The sequence below is a fragment of the Micromonospora sp. CA-240977 genome, assembly GCF_050942285.1.
In the GTDB taxonomy this organism is placed as follows: Bacteria; Actinomycetota; Actinomycetes; order Mycobacteriales; family Micromonosporaceae; genus Micromonospora.
Window position 1 is genome coordinate 7,179,676 of sequence record NZ_CP192055.1, and the last position, 25,119, is coordinate 7,204,794.

Below are 25,119 nucleotides of genomic sequence, written 5' to 3' on the forward strand. Positions count from 1 at the left end.
ATCGACGGCGATGGCCGCCCCGGCCGGGGCCAGAGACCACCGATCGGTGCCGGTCAGCGGCAGCCGCAGCCGGCCAGCGCGGCGGTGATCCGGTCCAGCGCCGGTTGGGCGGTTTCCTTCCCGCCGGGCACCCGATCCGTGAGCACCGCGAAGGTGAGCAGCCGACCATCGGCGGTGGTGACCAGGCCCGCGATGGAGTGCACAGCGGTCAGGGTGCCGGTCTTCGCCCGGACACTGCCCGCCCCGGCGGCGGTGCCGGCGGCGGTGCGGTAGCGCTCGTTCAGCGTCCCGGACCAGCCGCCCACCGGCAGACCGCCGAAGACACCGGCCAACTCCGGATGGTCCGGGCTGGCCGCCAGTCGGATCAGGTCGGTCAGCAACGACGGGCTGATCCGATTGTTGCGGGACAGCCCGCTGCCGTCGGAGAGGGTGATCTCGTTGGCGGGCAGGCCCAACTCGGCCACCTCCGCGTCCATCGCGGCAGCGCCGCCGTCGAACGAGGCCGGCTGGTTGCGGGCCAACGCGACCTGACGGGCCAACGCCTCGGCCACCAGGTTGTCACTCTCGCTGATCATGATGTCGACCAGCCGGATCATCGGCGGAGACTGCACCACACCCAGCTCGGTGCCCGGCGCCGGGGTGCCACCGGCCGCGGCGGGCGCCGGTGCCGTGCCGCGCTTCACGGCGTCGCTCGGCACACCGAGCAGCCGGGCGAACGACCTGCCGGCGGCCAGGTCCGGCTCGGCGAACCGCTCGGCCGCCCCGTGCGGGACGCTCGGGTCCCGGCGGGCGCCGTCGGTCATCAACGCCGTCACCGCGCCACCAGACCCACCGGTGGGGATGTCGTCGTCCCAGCCCGGGCCGTAGACCGGACCGGAGTAGACCGATCCGTCGACTGTGACACTCGTCGGGGTGGTGCCGCCGAGCGCCGTACGCACCTGGGCGGCCAGCTCGTCGAGCCGCGCCGCGCCCGGGTAGTAGCCCTTCTTGTCGATCGCGAGGGTGGGATCGCCACCACCGATGATCACCACCTCGCCGGCCTTCGCGCCGGCCACCGCGCGGGTGGGGATCCGGTAGCCCGGTCCACGGGCTGCCAGCGCCGTCACCGCGGTCGCCAGCTTGGTCACCGAGGCGGGCACGGTGCCGTCGTCCGCCCCCTTGTCGAACAGCGTCTGACCGGAGATGACATCGGCCACCGAGACGTTCACCCGATCGCCCAGGGCGGCGACCCCGACCAGCGGGTCGAGCACGGCACGCACCCCGTCCGGGGTGGGTGTCGGAGCGTTCGGGTCCGGGCCGGGAAGCACGTCCGACGGGTCCGGCTCCGGGGTCACGCCAGCGGCGTTCGGGGCGGACCCGGCGTCATCGCCCAGCCATCCGGCGACCGGGCCGGGTCGGACGACGACGACTCCGACGCCGGCGAGCACCAGCAGCAGCACGACGGCCAGCACCACCGGCAGCCGCCGCCGACGAGGCGGTGCGACGGGCGTGGGTGCCGGTGCGGCACCGGCGGGCGACGGCAGCGCGGAGATCGGCGGACCCAGCGGTGGGACGTCACCGGGGACGGGGCTCGGCCCGGGCCACGGGCCGGGCGGGGCCGGGCTCACCGGCACCGAGGCGCTACCGCGGGACGGGCCGCCCGACGTCGGGCCGGGCGGGGCCGGGCTCACCGGGACGGAGGCGCTGCCGCGTGGCGGGCCGCTCGTCGGCCGATCGCCGCCGACCGCCGGGAAGCGACCGTTGTTCGGGCTGGTCGGAGCCGAGCCGGCCGGCGGACGCCACGGCAGTGGCGGAGGTGTCTCAGGTGTCGGGGTCCCCGGCTCCGGAGCCCGTGGCAGGTGGGCCTCGGGCACCGGGACCCGACCCGTGGCGCCGCCGGAGCCGGATCGTCCGGTACCGTGCGCGGAGCCCCCGTCCGGGCGGTAGTGTGAATCTTCCCTCCCCACGACCCCCTCCTCCCCCAGCGAAAATCGGCTTGGGTGACACTACTTCGGTCCGAAGACTATGCGGCGGCCGGAGTCGGCGGGTGGGCATTCACCTGTCCGGAGGGGCCGCCAGTGGTTCCGTTAGCCAGCGTGGGCAGACGAGGGAGCGTGCAGATGGATTTCGACGTGACGGTTGAGATCCCCAAAGGTCACCGGAACAAGTACGAGGTGGACCACAAGACCGGCCGGATCCGGCTGGACCGCACCCTCTTCACCTCCACCCAGTACCCGGCCGACTACGGGTTCATCGAGGGCACTCTGGGCGAGGACGGCGACCCGCTGGACGCGCTGGTGCTGGTCCCAGAGCCGACCTTCCCGGGCTGCCTGATCCGCTGCCGAACCATCGGCATGTTCCGGATGACCGACGAGAAGGGCGGGGACGACAAGGTCCTCTGCGTGCCCTACGAGGATCCTCGCCAGGAGCACCTGCGCGACATCCACCACCTCGGCGAGTTCGACCGGCTGGAGATCCAGCACTTCTTCGAGGTGTACAAGGACCTGGAGCCCGGCAAGTCGGTGGAGGGCGCGACCTGGGTCGGCCGCACCGAGGCCGAGGCCGAGATCCACAACTCCTACCAGCGGGCCAGGGACGCCGAGGCGCGCGGCGAATCCGCCCACTGACGACAACTGACGCACCGGGCCCGGGGGTCGCTCAACCGAGCAGCCCTCGGGCCCGGTCGTACAGGTCGAGCACCGCGCAGGCGATCGGCACCACGGCGACCGCCAGGGCCGTGTCGGTGAGGTCGGCGACCCTCCCCAGGTAGGGCGAGACCGGCCGGCTGGCGTATCCGGTGCCGCTGGCGGCGGCCACCAGGGCCAGCGCCGCACCGCCCAGGACCAGCGCCAACCGCCCGACGTCGTCGGCCCGGCCGACAAGCACCACGCCCAGCACGGCGTAGCCGGCCAGCCCGGCCAGCACCGTCGGGACCCGGTGCCGCAACGCCACGAACAGCCGCGACCGCAGCAGCAGCACCGCCGAGGTGACCGCCAGCAGCACCCGACCGGCCGTCGCGCCGGCAACCCCGAGGACGACAGCAGCGGCCACCGCCAGCAGGGCGTGCCCGATCAACATCCCGGTGAGCACCTCCTCGGTGCGGGTCACCGCGGCGTGTACCCGGCTCCGGTCCGGCAGATCCCGGACCCGCTCCGGCCCTTCGGTGGGGGCCGAGGTCGGCAGGGTGATCGGCGGCAGGGGCAGCTTGCCCAGCCGGATGGCCAGCAGCGGGATCACGCCGACGGCGAAGACCAGTGCGCTGAGCAGCACCGCCGCCGTGCCGGCCGGGGTCAGCAGCAGCCCACCGAGCGCCGCACCGACGCCGATCAGGCCGACCGTGACACCGGCCACGAAGACCCGCAGGCGGCTGGCCACCCCCAGCAGGCCGAGCAGCGCCACCAGCGACAGCGACACCGAGCCGGCCAGCAGCTCGGGTGCGCCCACCCAGCGGACCGGCCCGAACGGCCCGACCGGGTCGCCGGAGCCGACCGCGAGGGCGCCGGCCGTGAACGCGTACGGCAGCGCGTAGCCACCGAGTGTCGCCCCGGCGGTGCCGTCACCGTTGGCGCGGGAGGCCACCGCACCGGCAACGGTGAGCAGCAGCGCCACCACGGCGGCCGCCAGCCAGCCAGCCCGGTACGTCGGGCCGCCGACGAGCAGGGCGAGCAGCCCGACTGTGAGCGGCACCGCCGCACCGGCCAGACCGGCGGCCCGGGTGGCGGTCGGCGACCAGGCGCCGCCACGGCGGCGGGCGCCGTCGGCGATCGCCTCGACCACGTCGTCGTACTCCAGCTCGGGCCAGTGCGCGCGGGCCGGCACGAGGTGCAGCACCTCGCCGTCGCGGACCCCCTGTGGCAGCAGCGCCTGAGCGGTCGTCAGCAGCGCGCCGTCGGTGCGACGCAGAACCCAGCCGCCGTGCTGCTCACCGTCGTCGGCCAGCCCGACGCCGGCGTGTCGGAGCACGTCGGGCAGCAGCTCGGCCAGGGGCACCTGCTCGGGCAGGGCGACGTCCACCCGTCGTTGCGGCGCGCTGATCGTGACGCGGGCCAGACCGGTAGTCATCGACTGGTCTCCATATCGAGGGGGATCGGAGGCTGCGCGGACGACAGGACTTTACCTACGATGAGTCCGGCTCGGGTTACCGAGCGCTGTCAGGAGGCCGAGTGTCGACAGTCGTCATCAAGCGCCCGCCGCGTCGACCGGCGCCGGAGATCCCCGCCGGTGAACTGCCGGTCGAGGCACCGCCGGAGATCCCGGTGGTGGCCGGCGGGCGGTGGCAGCAGATGCTCATGCTGCTGCCCATGCTCGGTGGCACCGTGGCGATGGCGATGATGTTCGGCCGGGGCGGTGGCGCCTACTCGTACGTGGTGGGTGGGATGTTCGGGCTCTCCTCCCTGGCGATGCTTGTGACCTCCTGGGGCAGCGCCTCGGGCACCCCGAAGAAGTCCGAGATGATGGCCGCCCGCAGGGAGTACCTGCGCCACCTGGCCACGCTGCGGCGGCGGGTCCGCCGGACCGCGGGACAGCAGCGGGCCGGGCTCTACTACCGGCACCCGGACCCGGGCGGGCTCTGGTCGACGGTGGACAGTCACCGGGTCTGGGAACGACGCCCCGCCGACCCGGACTTCGCTGTGGTGCGGGTCGCCGTCGGTCCACAGACCCTGGCCACCCCGCTCGTCCCACCGGTCACCCGGCCGTTGGAGGAGCTGGAGCCGATGACAGCGGGCGCGCTGCGCCGCTTTCTGGACGCGTACTCCGTGGTGCCGGACCTGCCGGTGGCACTGTCGCTGCGCAGCTTCGCCCGGGTGCACGTCCGGCCCGCCCGCCGGACCGGGGCCGGCGCCCCGACCACAGGTGGTCCATCCACCGGCGACCCGGCGGCGCAGGCGCTGGTCCGGGCGGTGCTGACCCAACTCGCGGTCTTCCACGCCCCCGACGAACTGCTCGTCGCGGTCTGCGCCGGGCCCGAACGCAGGACCTGCTGGGAGTGGGTGAAGTGGCTCCCGCACGCCCACCATCCCAGCCGCACCGACGCGCTCGGCCCGGTACGGCTGGTCACCAGCTCCGCCGCCGACCTGGAACGGCTGCTCGCCGACGTGCTGGCCAGCCGGTCGCGGTTCAGCCCGGCCGGCCCGGCCACCGACGGCCCGCACGTGGTGGTGGTCCTCGACGGCGGCGACCTGACCGGCGCCAGTGACCTGACCGGTGACGGCGGCATCGACGCGGTCACCGTTGTGGACCTGGACACCCCGCCGCCCCGGCTGCTCGACCGGTACGCGCTGCTGCTGGAGTTGCACGGCCGACGGCTGCACTCGTGGTCGTCCGACGGGCACGCCGAGGTGGGCACCGCCGACCAGCTCGACCTCGCCGACGCCGAGGCGGTCGCCCGACGGTTGGCGCCGCTGCGGCTGGCCGGCACGGCCCGCGGACCGGACGCCCCGCTCCAGGCCGACCTGGGCCTTCCCGAGCTGCTCGGGCTCGGCGACCCGGAGAGCTTCACGGCCGAGCAGGGCTGGTTGCCGCGCTCGGCGCGCGACCGGCTGCGGGTGCCGATCGGGGTCGGCGTGGACGGCGGTGCCATCGAGCTGGACCTAAAGGAGTCCGCCCAGGACGGGATGGGCCCGCACGGCCTGCTCATCGGAGCGACCGGCTCCGGCAAGTCCGAGCTGCTCCGCACGCTGGTGCTGGGGCTCGCCGCAACGCACAGCTCCGAGCAGCTCAACTTCGTGCTCGTCGACTTCAAGGGCGGCGCCACCTTCGCCTCGTTCGACAGGCTGCCGCACACCGCCGCGGTGATCACGAACCTGGCCGACGCGTTGCCCCTCGTCGACCGGATGGTCGATGCGATAAACGGGGAGCTCATCCGCCGCCAGGAGCTGCTGCGTCGCGCCGGCAACTTCGCCAGCGTGCGCGACTACGAGCGGGCCCGGGCGGCCGGCAGCCCCCTGGCCCCGCTGCCGTCGCTGCTGCTGATCTGCGACGAGTTCTCCGAGCTGCTCTCCGCCAAGCCCGACTTCATCGACCTGTTCGTGCAGATCGGCCGGCTGGGTCGGTCGCTCGGGGTGCATCTGCTGCTCGCCAGCCAGCGACTCGAGGAGGGGCGGCTCCGCGGGCTGGACACGCATCTCTCGTACCGGATCGGGTTGCGTACCTTCTCGGCGCTGGAATCCCGCACCGTGCTCGGGGTGGCCGACGCCCACGAGTTGCCCCGCTCGCCGGGTCACGGCTACCTGCGCGCCGGCACCGATCCCCTGGCCCGGTTCAAGGCCGCGTACGTCTCCGGCGCGGTCCGGCGTCGGGCGGCGTCGGGCGGCGCCCCCGCCGAGGGGGGCGCCCGGCTGCTCACCTTCACCACGCACGTCGTGCCGGTGCCCGAGCCGGCGACCCCGGTCGTGCCCGTCGCGGCGGAGGAGGAGGGCCGGGAGACACTGCTCGACCTGCTTGTGGACCGGCTCGTCGGGCAGGGCCCGCCGGCGCACCAGGTCTGGCTCCCGCCGCTCGGTCCGCCACCGGCCCTGGACGAGCTGCTCGGCCCGGTCGAGGTGGACCCGAGGCGCGGACTCGCAGTGGGCAACCCGGAGCTGCACGGCGCTCTCGGAGTGCCACTGGCCCTCGTGGACAAGCCGTTGGAGCAGCGCCGCGACCTGCTCTGGCTGGCGCTGGACGGGGCCGCCGGGCACGTCGCGGTGGTCGGTGCGCCGCAGAGCGGCAAGTCCACAGCGCTGCGCACGCTGATCTGCGCGTTGGCGCTCACCCACACCCCGGTCGAGGTGCAGGTCTACTGTCTCGACTTCGGTGGCGGCGGGCTGGCCGCGCTGCGCGACCTCCCGCACGTGGGCGGTGTGGCCGGTCGGGCCGACCCGACCGCCGTCCGGCGCACCGTCGGCGAGATGAGCACCCTGCTCGCCGACCGGGAACGCCGCTTCGCCGAGCTGGGCGTGGAGTCGATGGCCGCGTACCGGCAGCGGCGGACCGCGGCGGGCCCGAGCGGTCAGCCGGGCGCCGACCCGTTCGGTGACGTGTTCCTGGTGATCGACGGTTGGAGCACGGTCCGGGGCGAGTACGACGACCTGGAACCGCTGGTCACCGACCTGGCCACCCGGGGCCTGTCGTACGGGCTGCACGTGGTCGCCACCGCGCTGCGCTGGCTGGACTTCCGGCCGGCGATCCGGGACCTGTTCGGCTCCCGGCTGGAGCTGCGCCTCGGTGACCCGTCGGATTCGCTGGTGGCCCGGCGGGCCGCCGCCAACGTGCCGGAGCGCGCCGGGCGGGGCGTGACAGCGGAGGGGCTGCACTTCCTCACCGGGTTGCCCCAACTCGCCAGCAACGGGGACACCGCCGACCTGGTCAAACGGGTCGTCGGCAGTTGGGGTGGCCCGCCCGCGCCCCGGGTGCGGCTGCTCCCGCCGGTGCTGCCGTACGCCGATCTGGACCTGGCTGCGGCGACCGGGCTGCGGCTGCCGATCGGGATCGCGGAGGCGGACCTGCGCCCGGTGCTGCTCGACTTCGCCGCCGAGCCACACTTCGTGGTCTTCGGGGACTCGGAGTGTGGCAAGTCGTCCTTCCTGCGCGCGCTGGCCATGTCGATCGTCACCCGGTTCACCCCCGAGCAGGCCCGGGTGATCCTTGTCGACTACCGGCGCAGCCTGCTCGGCGCCATCGAGACGCCGCACCTGATCGGGTACGGCACCGCCGCCGCGCACACCGCCGAGCTCGTCGAGTCGGCCGCCGGTTACCTGGAGCGGCGGGCCCCCGGGCCGGAGGTCACCCCGCAACAACTGCGGGACCGGTCCTGGTGGTCCGGGCCGGAGTTGTTCGTGCTTGTCGACGACTACGACCTGGTGGCGGCCGGGCCGGCAAACCCGCTGCGGGCGCTGGAGGAGCACCTCCCGCACGCCCGGGACGTCGGGTTGCACCTGGTGCTGGCGCGCCGGTCCGGTGGCGCGGGCCGGGCCCAGTACGAGCCGATCGTGCAGCGCCTGCGGGAGCTGTCCACTGCCGGTCTGGTGATGGCGGGCAGCCCGGAGGAGGGTGCGCTCGTCGGGCCGGTCCGGCCGGGACCGCTGCCGCCGGGGCGTGGTCGGTTGGTCACCCGGCGGGAGGGCGTACGCCTCGTTCAGCTCGCACAACTGCCGCCACAATGACCTGACTCGCCGGTTCTTCCCGTGACGGGTGGGGAAACCGGTAATCTCCGATCGTCATGGTTCCGTCGCGATGAATGGCTGGGGATGTGACAGGGGTGCGGCACAGCGGTCCGTCGGCGGCCCGACGGGCGACCGTCCGGGCGCTGCTCGGTGTGGCCGCGGCGCTCGCCGTCGTCGCGCCGACCGCGGCGGCAGTGCCCGTCGCCGCGCCCAGCCCGGGCGGGCAGCTGGCCGGCGGACCGACGATGTTCGCCCCCGGCGACACCGTCGCTCGCACCGATCAGGTTCGTGACGAGCAGTGGCAGCTCGACGAGTTGCAGGCCGAGACCGCCTGGCGCAGTTCGACCGGCCGGGGCGTGACCGTCGCGGTGGTGGACTCCGGAGTGGACGGCAGTCATCCGGACCTGGTCGGCCAGGTGCTGCCCGGTCAGGACCTGGTCGGCTCCGGCGGGGGCGCGGGCCCGGATCCGGTGGGGCACGGCACGACGGTCGCCGGCCTGATCGCCGGGCGCAAGGACGACAATCGGGGCGTGGTCGGCCTCGCGCCGGACGCGCGGATCCTGCCGGTCCGGGTGCTCGACGAGGACAACCGGTACGACGACGCGCTGATCGTGGCCCAGGGGGTCCGTTGGGCGGTCGACCACGGCGCCCGCGTGATCAACCTGTCGTTGGGCGGCAGCGGCGACAGCCCCGCCCTGGCGGCGGCCCTGGACTACGCGTTCGTCCGGGACGTGGTCGTGGTCGCCTGCACCGGCAATCTGGCCACCTCCAGCAGCGCCAAGGTGTGGTACCCGGCCCGTGAACCGGGGGTGATCGCGGTCGCCGGTCTGGAGCGCAACAGCGAGAACCTGTGGTCCGGGTCGATCACCGGCCGGGCGACGGTGCTCAGCGCCCCCGCCACCGGGCTGGTCGGCGCCAAATCCCCGAACGGGTACTGGCGGGTGCAGGGCACCAGCTTCGCCTCGCCACTGGTGGCGGCCACCGCCGCGCTGGTCCGGTCCCGTTATCCACAGATGTCCGCCGGTGAGGTGGTCAACCGCCTGCTGGTCACCGCCCGGGACATCGGTCCGACCGGGCGCGACGACCGCTTCGGGTACGGGATGGTGGACCCGGTGGCCGCGTTGACCGCAGAGGTGCCACAGGTGACCACCAACCCGCTCGACGATCAGACGTCGCCGGGGGTGACCGGCTTCGGCCCGGCGCCCGGCTCGGCGGACGACTCGGTGGCCGGCGCCGGCAGCGATCCGCTCGGTCTCGCCGCTCCCCACCAGCAGAGCCGGTGGACGGCCCGGGCGGCAGGTGGCCAGGACACTTCCGCGCCGGAACAGCTGTGGACCGGCTTCATGCTTCTCGTCACCCTGACCGGCGGCGCCACCCTGCTGGTACGCCGACTCCGCCAGCGGCCCCGATGATCGAGGGCCACCGGCAGGCCTGACCGGCCGGACGGTGGGGTAGAACCGTTCGCATGAGCGCGCCCGGCCCACGTACCCGTGACACCGCCCGGCACCCGACCTGGCGGCACCGCCGACTCGACCCCGACCACTCACTGGGGCTGCGGCTGACCCTGGCCGCGACTGCGGCGTTCCTGGTGCTTGTGCCTTTCGCGCTGCTCGCGCTGCTGGTGCTCGGGGCCTGGGCGCCACTGCACCGGCTGGACACGGCGGTCACCGAGGCGCTGCACGGCTACGCCGTTCACCACCCGGCCTGGGTGGTGCTGATGCGGATCTGGAGCGAGGTGTTCGCGCCGATGCCGCTGCGGGTCGTCACCCTGCTCGTGGTGATCTGGCTGCTGCGCCGGGGCGCCCGCCGGCTGGCCCTCTGGGTGACCACCACCATGGTGGTGGGTGGACTGTTCGGCCCGCTGCTGAAGCTGCTCGTCGGCCGGGACCGGCCGGAGTTGCTGGACCCGGTGGCGCGGGCCGCCGGCTACTCGTTCCCCTCCGGTCACGCGCTGAACGCCACACTGACCGCCGGGGTGCTGCTACTGGTGTTTCTGCCCTACGTCGGCCGGGGAGTGGCACGGGTCGCGCTCTGGGTCGCCGCGCTGCTGCTCGCCGTGGTGACCGGGTTGAGCCGGGTGGCGCTCGGCGTGCACTTCACAAGCGACGTGCTGGGCGGCTGGCTGCTCGGGGTGGCGGTGGTCGCGGCGACCACCGCCGCGTTCACCAGTTGGCGTGCGCACACCGGCCTTCCGCCGGTCCAGCCGGCCCGCGACGGCGTCGCTCCCGAGGTTGAGCGGCAGCCCGGAGCGGCCTGAGGCGTGCCGACCAGCCGCACCGGGTACTGGCCCAGCCATGTCCGACACCGTGGTCCAGATCATCCGGCGGGTGCTGCTGCCGGTGTCCCTCCTACTCGGCGTCATGCTGCTGCTCGGGGTGCTTGTCACCCGGGTCTTCGCGCGGACCTGGCCGTTCACCGTCGAGGACGCGGTCAACCGGGAACTCGCCGGCGACCGCACCGGCGGCTGGAACAGCGTCTCGCTGGTGTTCAGCACGCTGGCCAGCACCCAGATGATCGTCGTGGTCACCGTGCTTGTGGCGTTGGCGCTGCGGCTCTGGCTGAAGCGCTGGCGGGAACCGCTGTTCCTGTGCGCGGCGGTGACCGCCCAGGCGCTGGTGTTCCTGCTGACCACGATGGCGATCGACAGGCAGCGGCCGGCGGTGGAGCACATGGATGTCTCGCCGCCCACGTCGAGCTTCCCGTCCGGGCACACCTCGGCGGCGGTGGCGCTCTACGTCGGCATCGCCGTGCTGATGGCACTGCGGGCACGCAGCACCGGAGCGAAGGTCGCCTGGTGGACGCTGCTGTTGATGGTGCCGCTGGGGGTGGCGTTGACCCGGATGTACCGGGGGATGCACCACCCGAGCGACGTGGTGGCGTCCTTCCTGAACGGCGGCACCTGCGTCGTGATCATGGCCCGGGCGGTGCTGGACCGCGGGCTGCGGTGGGGGCGGGCGAAGCTGCCGAGCGCGCGCCGAGCCGCGCCGGCCCCCAGCTGAGCCCGCGCGGCGTTCAGGTGCACTCGCCGGTGCCGACCTGCCTGTTACGTTCGGCACCGGCAAGCGCCACCGGGCGGGCTTCGGCCGCGGTCACCGCGAAGCCGGTGTTCGGGTCGTCGGCCGCCGCCGCGAAGATCACGCCGAGCACCAGGCCGTTGGCGGAGAGCAGCGGACCGCCGGAGTTGCCGCTGCGGACCAGCGCCCGGATCGTGTAGATCTCCCGGGTGACGTCACCGTCGGAGTAGATGTCCGGTCCCTTGATCCGGTCGACGTCACGGATCCGCGCCGACTGCGCGTTGTAGGGGCCGTCGAGCGGGAAGCCGAGCACGACGGCGTCGGAACCGCTGCCCGCGTTGCCGGCGGCGAACCGCAGGGACGGGCCGGGCAACCCGGGTACGAGCAGGACGGCCAAATCCCGGTCCGGGTCGTAGACCACCACCTTGCCGTCGTACCGATCGCCGCCCAGCTCCACGGCGACCGAACGCGTCCCGGCGACGACGTGCGCGTTTGTCATCACCCGGTCGTCGGCGTACACGAAGCCGGAGCCCTCGATACGGCGTGAGCAGCTGGGCGCGGAGCCGAGCACCTTGACGACCGACCGTTGACCGTTGACCACCACCTGCGAGCCGGCCAGGGCCGGGTCGGGCGGCTCGACCTGCCGGGCCCGCGTGGGCGCGAGGTCGCCGAAGACGTCCGGGAACCCGTCGGTGTCGAGCGTGTCCTGCAACGCCGTGGTGAGATCGTGGGCCTGGTTCGGCAGGACCCGGTTCACCACCGTGATCAGCGCGCTGTTGCGCACCGCGGCGGCGATCCAGGGCACCGCGGACGAGCCGAACGGCACGGCGATCAGCCAGGCGAACAGGAGCACCGCGAGCAGTGAGACGACGGCTCCGCCGATGTCGTCGGCCCGCTTGCCCACCTCACTGGTGATCGTCTTACGCAGGCGTGAGCCGAGCCAGCCGGCGAGCGCCTGCCCGATCACTGCCAGCCCGAAGATCGCCACCAGCGAGATCAGCACCCGGGCGACGGGATCCACGAACTGCCTGGCGAACAGCGGCCCGACCTGGAGGCCCAGCAGCAGGCCCAGGAAGAACCCGGCGAGCGACAGGATGCCGATGGCGAAGCCCTGGCGGTATCCGCTGATCGCGAACAGGAGCATGAGCAGGAGCAGCAGCAGATCCACGACGGACACGGGTCAAGCGTACGGGCAGTGTGCCCGCCGGATGACCACCGCTTGCGGAAAGTGAACGCGCGGTCAGCGCAGGGCACTCTCGTCGGCGTCGTCGGTGCCCGCCGACGGGGCCGGGGTCGCGCCGCTCGGCGGCAGCTCCACCACCCGCTCGCGCGGCCACGGACGGGCCCAGCCGCCCATCTCCAGGAGGGTGGCAAGCACCCCCGCGGTGAAGCCCCAGACGAGCATCCCCCGTGCCGAGAACGCCGGGCCGATCCAGCCGCTCGGGTGGCGCACCCGCAGCCGGTTGGCCGGGTCGACAAGCTCGCTCACCGGCAGGCGGGCCACGTGCGCCACTTCGGCCGGCTCCCGGGGGTGCACCGGGTGCGGGTCGTGCCACCAGGCCAGCACCGGTGTGACAACGAAGTCACTGACCGGAATCCACAGTTTCGGCAGCTCGGCCAGCACTGTCACGCTTGTCGGGTCGAGGCCTACCTCCTCGTTCGCCTCGCGCAGCGCGGTGGCCCGGACGTCGGCGTCCTCCGGGTCGGCCGCACCTCCGGGAAAGGCCGGCTGGCCGGCGTGGGTACGCAGGGTGGCGGCACGTTGCAGGACCAGCACGTCGGGGCCGGCGCCGGGCTGCTCGCCGAGCAGCACCAGCACGGCGCTCTCCCGGCCGCCCTCGGCCGGAGTGGTGAGCCGTGTGAAGTCCTCGGCGCGGGCGGTGCCGAGCCGGGTCAGCAGCGGCTCGATCCATTCGGGTGGTGGACGGGTCACGCGGGCACCGTCAGGCCGAGGTGCTTGCGGACCAGCTCGGCGAGTTGGGCATCGTCGAGCGCGCCGCTGGCGTCGATGTGCCGGACCCGACCGTCGGCGTCGACGAAGATGGTCATGGGGAAGAAGTTGCGCTTCAGCTCGCGTTGCAGGGCCTCACCCTGGTCGACAAGGATCGGGAACCGGATGCCGAAGTCCTCACCGATGGACTGGGCCGCACTGCGGCTGTCCCGGCTGTTGACGCCGAGCACCTGGAGCTGACCAGCGGTCCGCTCGCTGAGGCGTTGGAAGGCGGGCAGCTCCTTCTGACACGGCGGGCACCAGGAGGCCCACACGTTGATCACCACCGGCCCGGCCACGTCCCGGAGGGCGACGGGCGCGCCGCCGGTGAAGCAGGCAAGCGTCAACTCCGGCAGCGCCGGACCGCCAGCGGCCGGGGCCGTCGCGGCGGGCGACCTGGGAGCGGTCGCGCCGGGCGACCCGGGGGCCGTCGCGGCGGGCGACCTGGGAGCGGTCGCGCCGGGCGACCCGGGAGTCGTCGCGCCGGGCGACGCGGCAGTGGGCGGTGTGCCCAGCGTGGCGCAGTCCCGGAACGGGGATGGTCGCTCCGCCGCGGCCGGACGGGGGGCCGGGTCGTCGTCGGCCGCGCCGCCGGTGCAGCCGGCAGGGATCAGCAGCAGCGGCAGGATCACCAGTGCGAGGCGGCGGTTCACGGCACCTCCGCGGCGACCGCCTGCGCGGGCACCAGCTCCGGATCGACGCCGGCGGCCACCGCGAGGTCGCGCGCCCGAGGGCCCTTGAGCAGCTTCGCGGCGGCGGTCGGCTCGGTCGGGCCGGTGCCGTACGAGGGGCAGAGCTTCGCCAGCGTGCACGCTCCGCAGGCGGGCTTGCGGGCGTGGCAGACCCGACGCCCGTGGAAGATGATCCGGTGCGACAGCATGGTCCAGTCGCGCTTCGGGTAGAGCGCGCCGATCGCGTGCTCGATCTTGACCGGGTCGGTCTCGCTGGTCAGCTGCCAGCGGTGGACCAGCCGCTGGAAGTGCGTGTCGACGGTGATGCCGGGGACGTCGAAGGCGTTGCCGAGGATCACGTTGGCGGTCTTACGGCCGATCCCAGGCAGCGTCACCAGGTCGGCGAGCCGGCCGGGGACGCTGCCGTCGTACCGGTCGAGAAGCGCCTGGCCGAGCTTGATCAACGAGTCGGTCTTGTTGCGGTAGAAGCCGGTCGGCCGGATCAGCTCCTCCATCTCGCCACGGTCGGCCCCGGCGTACGCGGCGGCGTTCGGGTAGCGGGCGAAGAGCTTCGGGGTGACCTCGTTGACCTTCTTGTCCGTGCACTGCGCGGAGAGGATCGTGGCGACGGACAACTCCAGGGCGCTGGAGTGGTCAAGCTCGCAGTGCGCGTCGGGATGCGTCTCGGCCAGCACCCGGCCGATCTTGCGGGCACGGCGTGTGCGCCCGAGATCGGTCTCGCTGGCGCCGGGGGGACTACTTGTCACGACGGTCAGCCTACGTCGCGCCCCGGACGTTCCTGTCGGGTCAGCCGCCCGCCGGTGGGGAGATCTTGCCCTGCCCGTCGAACCGGGCGCCGCTCTGGGGGAAGTCGCTCCGGCTCAGGTCGCCGATCAGGCCCAGGCCCCGGCCGTTCGGGTCCATCGTCGGCTTACCGGCGTCGTTCATGTACGTCGAGGTGAACGAGCCACCGGCCCAGCTGCCGTCCGGCTTCAGCGACACCTTCAGCACCCCGCCCCAGCCGAGGCGGCCGTCGTTGTTGAGCGAGTTGCCTCCGCCGGCGAAGTTGCCCAGGCTGTACGCGATCAGCCGGCCCTTGTAGAACTCCACGCCGCGCAGCACGTGCGGCCCGTGCCCGACGATCAGGTCGGCACCCGCGTCGATCATGGCGTGCGAGAACTTGACCGGGTCGCCCCGGTTCTCGCCCAGGAACATCTCGGTGCCCGGCTTGACCCGGGTCTGCGCGGCCCCCTCGGCACCCATGTGCACCTGCACCACGACCAGGTCGGCCATGGTGGCGGCCTTGGCGACAACCGTCTTCGCCTTGGCGATGTCGACAAGGCTGTTGGACCACACGTACGACGAGAAGCCGGCCACCGCGACCTTGACGCCCTTGACGTCGACCACGGTGATCTCGTCCGGTGCGCCGGTGTGCTTCAGGTCGTACTTCTCCAGCGCCTGCTGGGTGTTCTCGTAGCCTTTCGGCCCGTAGTCGTAACCGTGGTTGTTGGCCTGGTTGAGCACGTCGAAGCCGGCGTCGCGCAGGTGTGCGGCGTACTCCGGTGGGGCGCGGAACTGGAAACAGCGGGTGGAGTTGGCGCCGCACTTGCCGGTGCCGGTGTCCACGGTCAGCGGCTCTTCCAGATTGCCCATCACCAGGTCGGCCTTGAGTGCCTCGGTGACCGAGGTGAAGAACCCCTTGCCGCCGGCGGCGGGCAGCCGGCTCGGCGCGTTGCCCATGATGATGTCGCCGGTGGCGGAGAGCGAGATCGCGCCGCCCGCACCGGAGGCGGCCGGCCCGTTGGCCTCCGGGCCGGCAGTGGTCACCGGCGCGCCGGTGCCGCCGCCGCCTGCGCCGGGCTGCCAGACGGGGGCCTCGCCGGCGGGGTCGCCGCAGCCGGCGACGAGCAGGGTGGCCAGCAGCGCGGCGAGGCCGAGGGCGACGCGGCGACGCGGGCGGGACGCGAGAGGGGCCGGAGAATACATCGCTCGCGACCCTACCGGGCCGTAAACGCGCCGACGACAGCCGATCGGTTGGAAGTTCAGCCGGGAAGCTGCTCTGACCAGGGCACGACTGCCCGAGCACCCCCGGCGAGCACCGCGGCGTGCACCGCTCGGGCGAGCGGGGCGCCCCAGGTGGAGCGCGGCCCCCCGTACGCGGCCTCCGGTCCGTCGACCGGGCAGAGCACGGTGACCGCGTCGGTCGGGGTGCCGGTGCCCGGCAACCCCAGTTCGGTGATCGCCTGGGTCTTCGCCTCGGTCGCCGTGGCCACCGCGTTGACAAGTGCCGAGTCGGCGAGTCGGGCCGGCACGTACACCACGATGTTGACGGTGCCGACCCGCTGGACGAGCCCGGCCGGGGCCGGCGCGGCCGCGGGTAGCGGCGTGCCGAGTCCGACCGTCGCCCAGGCCCGCACCCCGGTGTCGGTCCGCGCCACCACCTCGGCCACGTGGACGCCGGTCAGCAGACCGACGCCGGGGCCGTCGAGGGCGAGGTCGGCGGCGAGCGTGGCCAGGTGGGCGGCCGGGTCGTCCCGGTCGTACGACATCGGTACTGTCGCGTTCAGCACCCACCGCCGGACGCCGATTCCACCGCCCAGTGGGCCGCTGCTCACTGCTCGCAGAGGGCCGTCGGCGTGCCAGACGAGCAGCGGGATATCCCACCCGTCCTCGGGTCGACTGGTCAGAGTTGGCTCGCTCAGCACGTCGGGCAGGTTACGCCCAACGATCAAGATTCCAGGGCCGACCTCTGATTCAAGCTCACGTGCGCCTAGACTTGGCGGCGCGCGAGGGGATCAGCGGACGGCGGCCCCGGCCGACGGACGGCACGCGCAACCGGAGGTGCGCGATGGATGAGGTACTGGCCCGCAGCGGGATCTTCCAGGGTGTCGACCCGGAAGCTGCCGAGGCGCTTGCCAAGGAGATGGAGACGATCGAGGTCCGCAAGGGCGAGATCGTCTTCAATGAGGGCGAGCCCGGTGACAGTCTCTATATCCTGCTGTCCGGGAAGATCAAGGTTGGTCGCCGCGCGGCGGACGGCCGGCAGAACCTGATCGCGGTGATGGGGCCTTCGGACATGGTCGGTGAGCTGTCGCTCTTCGACCCTGGTCCGCGTACGGCGACCGCCACCGCGGTAACGGACACCCGGCTCGTACGACTGCGCAAGCAGGCGCTGCGGCCCTGGCTGGCCAACCGCCCGGAGATCGCCGAGCAGCTGCTTCGGGTGCTCGCCCGACGACTGCGGCGGACGAACGACTCGCTCGCCGACCTGATCTTCACGGACGTGCCGGGCCGGGTCGCGAAGAACCTGCTCCAGATGGCTGGCCGGTTCGGCACCCGCGACGGTGGCGTCCTGCGGGTGACCCACGACCTCACCCAGGAGGAGATCGCCCAGCTCGTCGGCGCCTCCCGGGAGACGGTGAACAAGGCGCTGGCCGACTTCGCCTCGCGCGGTTGGCTGCGGCTGGACGGCAAGAGCATCATCATCCTGGACCCGGAGCGCCTGGCTCGTCGCGCCCGCGTCTGACCGCACGGCACCGCGTCCCCGCCTTCCGTCACCGACGGTAGGCGGGGACGTTCGTGTCTGCCGGGCGCAGATTTCCTGGACCCGGCGTGGCGCCAGCGGTGAGGGTGGGGGCCATGCTGAACCGCGTTGCTGTGCTGTCCGACATCCATGGCGTACTGCCCGCGCTGGAGGCCGTGCTGGCCGAACCGGACGTCTCCACCGCTGACCTGATCGTGCTGACCGGCGACATCGCGGCCGGCCCGCAACCGGTCGAGGTGCTGGACGTGCTCGCCGGCCTGGGGGATCGGGTGTGCTGGGTCGGCGGCAACGCCGACCGGGAGCTGGTCGAGGCGCGGGCCGGGAAGCCCGCCTCGATCGAGGTGTCGAACTGGGCTGCCGGGCAGCTCCGGGACGACCAGGTGGCCCGTCTCGCGGCGCTGCCGGCGACGGCGACGTTCGAGATCGACGGCCTCGGGCCGACGCTGTTCTGTCACGCCACCCCGCGCGACGACGAGGAGGTCGTGCTCGTCGACTCCCGGATGGAGCGCTGGTCGGAGGTGTTCGCCGGCCTGCCGGCCGAGATCTCGACGGTGGTCTGCGGGCACACCCACATGCCCTTCAGCCGGCTGGTCGACCGACGCCTGGTGATCAATCCGGGCAGCATCGGCATGCCGTACGGGGGTGTGGGCGCGTGGTGGGCGCTGCTCGGGCCGGGCGTCCAACTGCGCCGCACGGCCTTCGACGTGGACGCGGCGTGTGCCCGGGTGTCGGCGGAGTCGACCTTTCCCGACGCCGCCGCCTGGGCCGACGAGTACCTGCGCTCCGAGCACAGCGACGCCGCCGCGTTGGCCGTCTTCGGCCCCCGCGACGGCCGCTGAGCCGGCAGGTATCGACGCTGGCCGTCTTCGGCCTCCGGCGGCGGTCGCTGAGCCGGCAGGTATCGACCGGTCCTCGCCACCGAGCCCAACCCAGCCCGCTCGGTTCGGTTCGGTTCGGTTCGGCTCGGTTCGGTTCGGTTCGGTTCGGCGAGGCTGCGGGGCGGCCCCCGGAGCGCGCGGTCGGGCTCGGGGAAGGGTCCTGTCTGCTGCCTGTCGAGCTGCCCCAGATCTGGGGCGGTCGCTGTCACGTCGGACGCGCTTCGGCCGCGACGGTGGATGACACGGCGACGGCGTCGCGCCGTTGGGGGATCTGACGGTAGCCGGACCAGGGCGGTTCGTGTCACCTGCGGCTGGGCCTGCATCCAGCCACCCAGTGCGGGCCCCGGTGATGTCGGCGTTCGTCGACGCCTGCGCCACCGACACCGCGTTGCCGGCCCCTTGACGGATCCGGCGGAACCGACGGCGGTCGGAGCCGACGGGGGCGCAGCGGACGGGGGGCGCAGCCGACGGGGGGCGGAGCCGACGGGGGCGCAACGGACGGGGGTCGGAGCCGACGGGGGCGCAACGGACGGGGGGCGGAGCCGACGGGGGCGCAACGGACGGGGGTCGGAGCCGACGGGGGCGCAACGGACGGGGGGCGCAGCCGACGGGGGCGCAGCCGACGGGGGGCGCAGCCGACGGGGGCGCAACGGACGGGGGTCGGAGCCGACGGGGGCGCAGCGGACGGGGGTCGGAGCCGACGGGGGTCCGACCCCCGCTGTTGCCGTCCAGCAACGCAGGTCCCGTTACCTCGGTCCGACGTCCGGGCGTTGCCACGTGCGTCGGCCGGACAGTCCGGTCCCGGGCTGCCTGCCCCACTGGCGGGGCAGCTCTACAGGGACTGCTTGGCACCAGTGCCGGTAAATCCCGTCCCGCTGCGGTCCGTCACTGACGGCCCAGGACCAGCACCATGCCTTGAAAAAGTCAGTCTTGACTGTTTGTTTCGGAGGCCGCAGGCTGTTCCCGTGTCCACCGCATCGACGCGCGTCCCTCAGCAGGAGCGCAGCCGCGCCACCCAGGCCCGTCTGCTGGAGGCGACCGTCGACTGCCTGATCGAGCACGGCTGGTCGGGCACCACGACCACCGTCGTCGCGGCGCGGGCCGGTGTCTCACGCGGCGCCCAGCTGCACCACTACCCGACGAAGGCGGCGTTGGTCACGGCCGCCGTGGCCCATCTCGCCGAGCGGCGGGCCGTCGAGTTACGCACCGAGGCCGAGGCGTTGCCGGCCGGGCCGCAGCGGCTGGACCGGGTGGTCGACCTGCTCGGCGTGGCGTTCACCGGGCCGCTGTTCGTGGCCGCTCTCGAACTCTGGGTCGCCGCCCGCACCGACCGGGAGCTCCGCGACGCCCTGGTGCCGCTGGAGGCGACTGTGGGCCGGGAGATGCACCGCCTCACCGTCGTTCTGCTGGGCGTCGACGAGCGTCGGCCCGGCGTCCGCGAGGCGGTCCAGGCCACCCTCGACCTGCTGCGCGGGCTCGGGGTGGCCAACCTGCTCAGCGACGACTCGGCCCGCCGTGCTGCCCTGCTGACCACCTGGAAGCGCCAACTCGCCACCCTGCTCACCCCCTGACCGCTGGCCGCGCCGGCCACGACCGACCGGAGGCACCCATGGTCGACCACACCGACCTGCTCGCGGATCTGGCCGCCGAGTCCGCCCAACTGGACCGCCTGGTGGCACCGTTACCGGCGGCCGACTGGGCCCGACCGACCCTCGCGCCCGGCTGGAGCATCGGGCACCAGATCGCCCACCTCGCCTGGACCGACCACGTGTCGCTGCTGGCGGCCACCGATGCCGAGGACTTCTTCGCGGCGGTGACCGCCGCGCCGGACCCGACCCGGATGGCCGACGTCGGCGCCGAGGAGTTCCTCGCCCCGCCGGCGGAGCTGCTCGCCCGCTGGCGGGCTGGCCGGACGGCGCTCGCCGACGCGCTGGCCGCCGTCCCGGCCGGCGAGAAACTGCCCTGGTTCGGCACCCGGATGTCGGCCACCTCGATGGCGACCGCCCGGATCATGGAGACCTGGGCGCACGGTGAGGACGTGGCCGACGCGCTCGGCGTCGTCCGTCCCGCCAGCGACCGGCTCCGGCACGTCGCGCACCTCGGTGTGCGTACCCTCGGGCACGGGTTCGCCGCCCACGGCCGGGACATCCCGACGACGCCGGTCCGGGTCGAGCTGGTCGGGCCCGGCGGCGACATCTGGACCTGGGGTCCGGCGGACGCCGCCGACCGGTTGAGCGGGCCCGCCCTGGACTTCTGCCTGCTGGTCACCCAGCGGCGACACCGCGCGGACCTCGCCCTGGTGGCCACCGGGCCGGTCGCCGACGAGTGGCTCGACGTGGCGCAGGCGTTCGCCGGGCCGCCCGGTGACGGTCGGCAGCCGGCCGGCGCGAACGGAACGCCGGCATGATTCGGATCGGCAACGCCTCCGGCTTCTACGGTGACCGGTTCACCGCCTGGCAGGAGATGCTCGACGGTGGCGAGCTGGACGTGTTGACCGGTGACTACCTGGCCGAGCTGACCATGCTGATCCTCGCCCGCGACCGGCTGCGCGACGCCGACCTGGGCTATGCGAAGACGTTCCTGCGTCAACTGGAGACGTGCCTCGGCACCGCCCTGGAGCGGGGGGTGCGGATCGTGACAAACGCCGGCGGGTTGAACCCGGCCGGCCTGGCCGCCGCCATCGGCGCACTCGCCGCCCGGCTGGGCCTGCCGGCCCAGGTGGGGTACGTCGAGGGCGACACCATCCGGCGACCGGACGCGTTGAGCGCGAACGCCTACCTCGGCGCGTTCGGCATCGCGGCCTGCCTCGACGGCGGAGCGGACGTGGTGGTCACCGGCCGGGTCACCGACGCGTCGCTGGTCGTCGGCCCGGCCATCGCGCGGTACGGCTGGGGCCGGGACGACCTCGACGAGCTGGCCGGGGCGACCGTCGCGGGGCACCTCGTCGAGTGCGGCGCACAGGTCACCGGCGGCAACTTCAGCTTCTTCACCGAGCTGCCCGACGGCGGTCACCGGCCCGGGTTCCCGATCGCCGAGGTGCACGGCGACGGCTCGACGGTTCTCACCAAGCACGCGGGCACCGGTGGCGCGGTCACCGTGGAGACGGTCACCGCACAGCTGCTCTACGAGATCGGCGGGCCGGCGTACCTGGGGCCGGACGTGGTGACCCGACTGGACACCGTGACGGTGCGCCAGGACGGGCCGGACCGGGTCCGGGTCTCCGGGGTCCGGGGTACGCCGCCGCCGCCCACCCTCAAGGTGGGCGTCAACAACCTCGGTGGCTTCCGTAACTCGATGACCTTCGTGCTCTGCGGACTCGACATCGAGGCGAAGGCCACGCTGGTCCGGGGGCAGATCGAGGAGGCGGTGGGGAAGGACGGGCTGGAGTTCACGCTGGCCCGGACCGACCACGCCGACGCCGACGACACCGAGGCCGCCAGCGCCCTGCTGCACGTACACCTGCGCGACGGCGACCGGGCGCGAGCCGGGCGGGCCTTCTCGGCCGCCGCGGTGGAGCTGGCACTGGCCTCGTACCCGGGCTGCACACTGACCACCCTGCCGGGCGACGCGACACCGTACGGCGTCTTCACCGCCGACACGGTGCCGCAGGACGCGGTGGCGCACGTCGCGGTGCTGCCCGGTGGTGAGCGGGTGCCGATCGCCCCGCCGATCCGCACCGCCCCGGTCCCCGTGGACGAGACGGTCCCCGGCGGCGGCGCGACGGTCGACGGCCCGACGCGGCGCGGGGCGCTCGGCGAGTTGGTCGGCGCACGCTCAGGGGACAAGGGCGGGGATGCCAACCTCGGTGTCTGGGCCCGGACCGAAACCGGGTACGCGTGGCTGCGCGCCTGGTTGACCGTCGAGCGGCTGGCCGAGCTGTTGCCGGAGACCGCGCCGCTGTCGGTGCGGCGCTACGAGCTGCCGAACCTGCGCGCTGTCAACTTCGTGATCGAGGGCCTGCTCGGGGCCGGGGTGGCCGCGTCCACCCGCTTCGACCCGCAGGCCAAGGCGCTCGGTGAGCTGCTACGTGCCCGAATCGTCGACCTGCCCGCCGAGGTGACGCCGTGACCGCGCGGTCATGGTCGGGGGTGCTGCCGTGAGCATCGTGGACACGCCGGAGCGGCGGCAACTGCGCGAACTGACCCGGGCCTTCGTGACCCGGGAGGTGCTGCCGCACCTGGACGACTGGGAGCGGGCCGGCGAGGTGCCCCGGGCGCTGCACGCGAGCGCCGCGAAGCTCGGCCTGCTCGGCATCGGCTTTCCGGAGTCGGTCGGCGGCAGCGGCGGCGACCTGCTCGACTCGATCATCGTGACCGAGGAGCTGATCCGCTCCGGCGGCTCGTCCGGCCTGGTGGCCGCGCTGTTCACGCACGGCATCGCGGTGCCGCACATGGTGGCGGCGGCCGGCGCCCGCACCGGTGGCTCGTTGGGCGGCCGCCTCGGCGGCGGCGCGTCCCCCGGCGAGGACAGCCTGATCGAGCGGTACGTCCGGCCCACCCTGGCCGGCACGATGATCGGCGCGCTGGCCATCACCGAGCCGGACAGTGGTTCGGACGTGGCCGGCATCCGCACGACCGCCCGCCGGGACGGTGACCACTACGTGGTGAACGGCTCGAAGACGTACATCACCAGCGGGCACCGGGCCGACTTCGTCACCACTGCGGTGTGTGCCGACTTTCCCGGCAGCGGCGAACTCACCCTGCTGGTGATCGACAAGGGCTCGCCCGGGTTCACGGTGGGGCGCCGGTTGGAGAAGCTGGGCTGGCACTGTTCGGATACCGCCGAGCTGTCCTTCGTCGACGTGCGGGTGCCGGTCGCCAACCGGATCGGCGCGGAGAACACCGGTTTCCTGGCGATCATGCAGCACTTCGCCGCCGAGCGACTCTCGTTGGCGACCCAGGCGTACGCGACAGCGCAGCGCTGCGTCGAGCTGGCGACGCGCTGGTGCCGGGACCGGGAGACCTTCGGGCGTCCGCTGGCCAGCCGGCAGCTGATCCGGCACCGGTTGGCCGAGATGCACACCCGCGCCGAGGCGGCCCGGGTGTACGTGCACGAGGTGGCCGCCCGGGTGGCCGCCGGCGAGCCGGTGGTGACCGAGGTGGCGATGGCGAAGAACGTGGCGGTGGCCGCCTGCGACCAGGTCGTCGACCAGGCGCTGCAACTGCACGGCGGCTTCGGCTACCTGCGCGACGCCGAGGTGGAGCGGCACTACCGCGATGCCCGGATCCTCGGCATCGGCGGCGGCACCACCGAGATCATGAACGAGATCATCGCGAAGGGCATGGGCCTGTGAGCACCCTGGACAGCGCTGTCGACCCGTCCGCGCCCGCGTACCTGGCGAACCGGGCGGCACTGCTGGAGCGGCTGGCCGAGTTGGACGCCGCGCTGGACCAGGCGCGGGCGGGCGGCGGCGAGAAGTACGTGTCCCGGCACCACAGGCGCGGCAAACTGCTCCCCCGGGAGCGGATCGAGCTGCTTGTGGACGCGGACAGTCCGTTCCTGGAGCTGTCCCCGGTCGCCGCGTACGGCACCGACTTCCCGGTCGGGGCCAGCGTGGTCACCGGTATCGGGGTGGTCGAGGGCGTGGAGTGCCTGATCGTCGCCAACGACCCGACCGTACGCGGCGGCGCGGTCAACCCGTGGTCCCTCGCCAAGACCCGGCGGGCCGGTGAGATCGCCCTGGCCAACCGGCTGCCGATGGTCAACCTGGTCGAGTCGGCCGGGGCGGACCTGCCCACCCAGGCGGAGATCTTCATCCCGGGCGGCCGGGTGTTCCGCGACCTGACCCGGCTCTCGGCGGCGGGCATCCCCACGGTCAGCGTGGTCTTCGGCAACGCCACGGCCGGTGGCGCGTACGTGCCGGGGATGTCCGACCACGTGATCATGATTCGGGACCGGTCGCAGGTCTACCTGGCCGGGCCGCCGCTCGTGAAGATGGCGACCGGCGAGGTGACCGACGACGAGTCGCTGGGCGGCGCGGCGATGCACGCGGGCACGTCCGGGCTCGCCGACTACCTGGCGGCCGACGAGCGGGACGGCATCCGGCTGGCCCGGCAGTGCGTCCGCCGGCTGAACTGGCGCAAGCACGGCCCGGCGCCGCGGACGGCGGTGCCGCAGCCGCCGAAGTACGACCCGGAGGAGCTGCTCGGCATCACGAGCGCCAACCTGAAGGTGCCGTTCGATCCTCGCGAGGTGCTGGCCCGGATCCTGGACGGCAGCGACTTCGACGAGTTCAAGCCGGCGTACGGGGACGCGCTGGTCACCGGCTGGGGCGAGCTGCACGGGTACCCGGTGGGTGTGCTGGCCAACGCCCGGGGTGTGCTGTTCAGCGCCGAGGCGCAGAAGGCGGCCCAGTTCATCCAGCTCGCGAACGCCTCCGACACCCCGCTGATCTTCCTTCAGAACACCACCGGCTACATGGTCGGCACGGAGTACGAGCAGCGCGGCATCATCAAGCACGGCGCGCTGATGATCAATGCGGTGTCCAACTCGACGGTGCCGCACCTGACGGTGAACCTGGGCGCCTCGTACGGCGCCGGCAACTACGGCATGTGTGGTCGGGCGTACGAGCCGAGGTTCCTGTTCACCTGGCCGAACGCGAAGTCGGCGGTGATGGGCCCGGCACAGCTCGCCGGGGTGCTGTCCATCGTGGCCCGGCAGGCCGCCGCCGCCCGGGGACGCGACTACGACGAGGAGTCCGACACCGCGATGCGGATGATGGTCGAGCAGCAGATCGAGTCGCAGTCGGGCGCGCTCTTCCTCTCCGGCCGGCTCTACGACGACGGGGTGATCGACCCTCGGGACACGCGTACCGTCCTCGGGCTCTGCCTCTCGGCGATCCACAACGGACCGGTGAAGGGCGCCGACGGTTTCGGCGTCTTCCGGATGTAGGGGGCGAG

General features: G+C 73.3%; 20 protein-coding genes. 12 read left to right on the forward strand and 8 right to left on the reverse strand.

Annotated elements, in window-relative coordinates; all coding sequences use genetic code 11:
• Positions 1-53: 53 nt before the first annotated feature.
• Positions 54-1,523: a D-alanyl-D-alanine carboxypeptidase/D-alanyl-D-alanine endopeptidase gene (gene dacB / locus ACQPWW_RS32725; RefSeq protein WP_433134720.1), complete on the reverse strand. Its 1,470-nt coding sequence runs from the start codon at positions 1,521-1,523 to the stop codon at positions 54-56.
• A gap of 576 nt (positions 1,524-2,099) precedes the next feature.
• Here dacB and ACQPWW_RS32730 point away from each other — a divergent pair.
• Entirely contained in the window at positions 2,100-2,606 is a 507-nt protein-coding gene (locus ACQPWW_RS32730) for an inorganic diphosphatase (RefSeq protein WP_272614018.1), read from the forward strand.
• Between the two features lie 31 nt (positions 2,607-2,637).
• Here the strand turns inward: ACQPWW_RS32730 and eccD are convergent, their stop codons facing one another.
• Positions 2,638-4,041, reverse strand: coding sequence for a type VII secretion integral membrane protein EccD (gene eccD, locus ACQPWW_RS32735; RefSeq protein WP_433127661.1), 1,404 nt, complete (start codon positions 4,039-4,041; stop codon positions 2,638-2,640).
• A 101-nt stretch (positions 4,042-4,142) separates the two neighbouring features.
• On the opposite strand from eccD, the gene eccCa reads away from it, so the two are divergent.
• The 4 genes from eccCa (at position 4,143) to ACQPWW_RS32755 (ending at position 11,122) form a co-directional block, all read left to right on the forward strand.
• Entirely contained in the window at positions 4,143-8,123 is a 3,981-nt protein-coding gene (gene eccCa / locus ACQPWW_RS32740) for a type VII secretion protein EccCa (RefSeq protein WP_433127662.1), read from the forward strand.
• 74 nt (positions 8,124-8,197) lie between these two features.
• Entirely contained in the window at positions 8,198-9,535 is a 1,338-nt protein-coding gene (gene mycP, locus ACQPWW_RS32745) for a type VII secretion-associated serine protease mycosin (RefSeq protein ID WP_433127663.1), read from the forward strand.
• Positions 9,536-9,588: 53 nt separating this feature from the next.
• Positions 9,589-10,380 (forward strand): phosphatase PAP2 family protein, encoded by a 792-nt coding sequence (locus ACQPWW_RS32750; RefSeq protein WP_433127664.1) that lies wholly within the window; start codon positions 9,589-9,591, stop codon positions 10,378-10,380.
• Positions 10,381-10,417: 37 nt separating this feature from the next.
• Positions 10,418-11,122, forward strand: coding sequence for a phosphatase PAP2 family protein (locus tag ACQPWW_RS32755; protein ID WP_433127665.1), 705 nt, complete (start codon positions 10,418-10,420; stop codon positions 11,120-11,122).
• Between the two features lie 13 nt (positions 11,123-11,135).
• On the opposite strand, the gene ACQPWW_RS32760 is transcribed toward ACQPWW_RS32755, so the two are convergent.
• From ACQPWW_RS32760 to ACQPWW_RS32785, 6 genes are all read right to left on the reverse strand, one after another.
• Entirely contained in the window at positions 11,136-12,314 is a 1,179-nt protein-coding gene (locus ACQPWW_RS32760; RefSeq protein WP_433127666.1) for a MarP family serine protease, read from the reverse strand.
• Positions 12,315-12,377: 63 nt separating this feature from the next.
• Positions 12,378-13,070: an NUDIX hydrolase gene (locus tag ACQPWW_RS32765; RefSeq protein WP_433127667.1), complete on the reverse strand. Its 693-nt coding sequence runs from the start codon at positions 13,068-13,070 to the stop codon at positions 12,378-12,380.
• The gene (locus ACQPWW_RS32770; RefSeq protein ID WP_433127668.1) at positions 13,067-13,780 is read right to left on the reverse strand and encodes a redoxin family protein; all 714 of its coding nucleotides are present in this window, start codon (positions 13,778-13,780) and stop codon (positions 13,067-13,069) included. Before ACQPWW_RS32770 ends, ACQPWW_RS32765 begins: the two co-directional genes overlap by 4 nt.
• Positions 13,777-14,565, reverse strand: coding sequence for an endonuclease III (gene nth, locus ACQPWW_RS32775; protein WP_433127669.1), 789 nt, complete (start codon positions 14,563-14,565; stop codon positions 13,777-13,779). Before nth ends, ACQPWW_RS32770 begins: the two co-directional genes overlap by 4 nt.
• A 40-nt stretch (positions 14,566-14,605) precedes the next feature.
• Positions 14,606-15,784 (reverse strand): CapA family protein, encoded by a 1,179-nt coding sequence (locus ACQPWW_RS32780; RefSeq protein WP_433127670.1) that lies wholly within the window; start codon positions 15,782-15,784, stop codon positions 14,606-14,608.
• A 56-nt stretch (positions 15,785-15,840) separates the two neighbouring features.
• Complete coding sequence (locus ACQPWW_RS32785) at positions 15,841-16,503, reverse strand: adenosylcobinamide amidohydrolase (protein WP_433127671.1); 663 nt, start codon at positions 16,501-16,503, stop codon at positions 15,841-15,843.
• Positions 16,504-16,646: 143 nt separating this feature from the next.
• On the opposite strand from ACQPWW_RS32785, the gene ACQPWW_RS32790 reads away from it, so the two are divergent.
• From ACQPWW_RS32790 to ACQPWW_RS32820, 7 genes are all read left to right on the forward strand, one after another.
• Positions 16,647-17,324: a Crp/Fnr family transcriptional regulator gene (locus ACQPWW_RS32790; RefSeq protein ID WP_110563686.1), complete on the forward strand. Its 678-nt coding sequence runs from the start codon at positions 16,647-16,649 to the stop codon at positions 17,322-17,324.
• Positions 17,325-17,437: 113 nt separating this feature from the next.
• Entirely contained in the window at positions 17,438-18,181 is a 744-nt protein-coding gene (locus ACQPWW_RS32795) for a metallophosphoesterase family protein (RefSeq protein ID WP_433127672.1), read from the forward strand.
• A gap of 1,004 nt (positions 18,182-19,185) precedes the next feature.
• Positions 19,186-19,791, forward strand: a complete 606-nt coding sequence (locus ACQPWW_RS32800) for a TetR/AcrR family transcriptional regulator (RefSeq protein ID WP_433127673.1) — start codon at positions 19,186-19,188, stop codon at positions 19,789-19,791.
• Between the two features lie 38 nt (positions 19,792-19,829).
• Positions 19,830-20,627 (forward strand): TIGR03084 family metal-binding protein, encoded by a 798-nt coding sequence (locus ACQPWW_RS32805; protein ID WP_433127674.1) that lies wholly within the window; start codon positions 19,830-19,832, stop codon positions 20,625-20,627.
• Complete coding sequence (locus ACQPWW_RS32810) at positions 20,624-22,288, forward strand: acyclic terpene utilization AtuA family protein (protein ID WP_433127675.1); 1,665 nt, start codon at positions 20,624-20,626, stop codon at positions 22,286-22,288. The genes ACQPWW_RS32805 and ACQPWW_RS32810 overlap by 4 nt, the downstream gene beginning before the upstream one ends.
• A 28-nt stretch (positions 22,289-22,316) precedes the next feature.
• Positions 22,317-23,513, forward strand: coding sequence for an acyl-CoA dehydrogenase family protein (locus ACQPWW_RS32815; RefSeq protein ID WP_433127676.1), 1,197 nt, complete (start codon positions 22,317-22,319; stop codon positions 23,511-23,513).
• Positions 23,510-25,111: an acyl-CoA carboxylase subunit beta gene (locus tag ACQPWW_RS32820; RefSeq protein WP_433127677.1), complete on the forward strand. Its 1,602-nt coding sequence runs from the start codon at positions 23,510-23,512 to the stop codon at positions 25,109-25,111. Before ACQPWW_RS32815 ends, ACQPWW_RS32820 begins: the two co-directional genes overlap by 4 nt.
• The last annotated feature ends 8 nt before the right edge of the window (positions 25,112-25,119 follow it).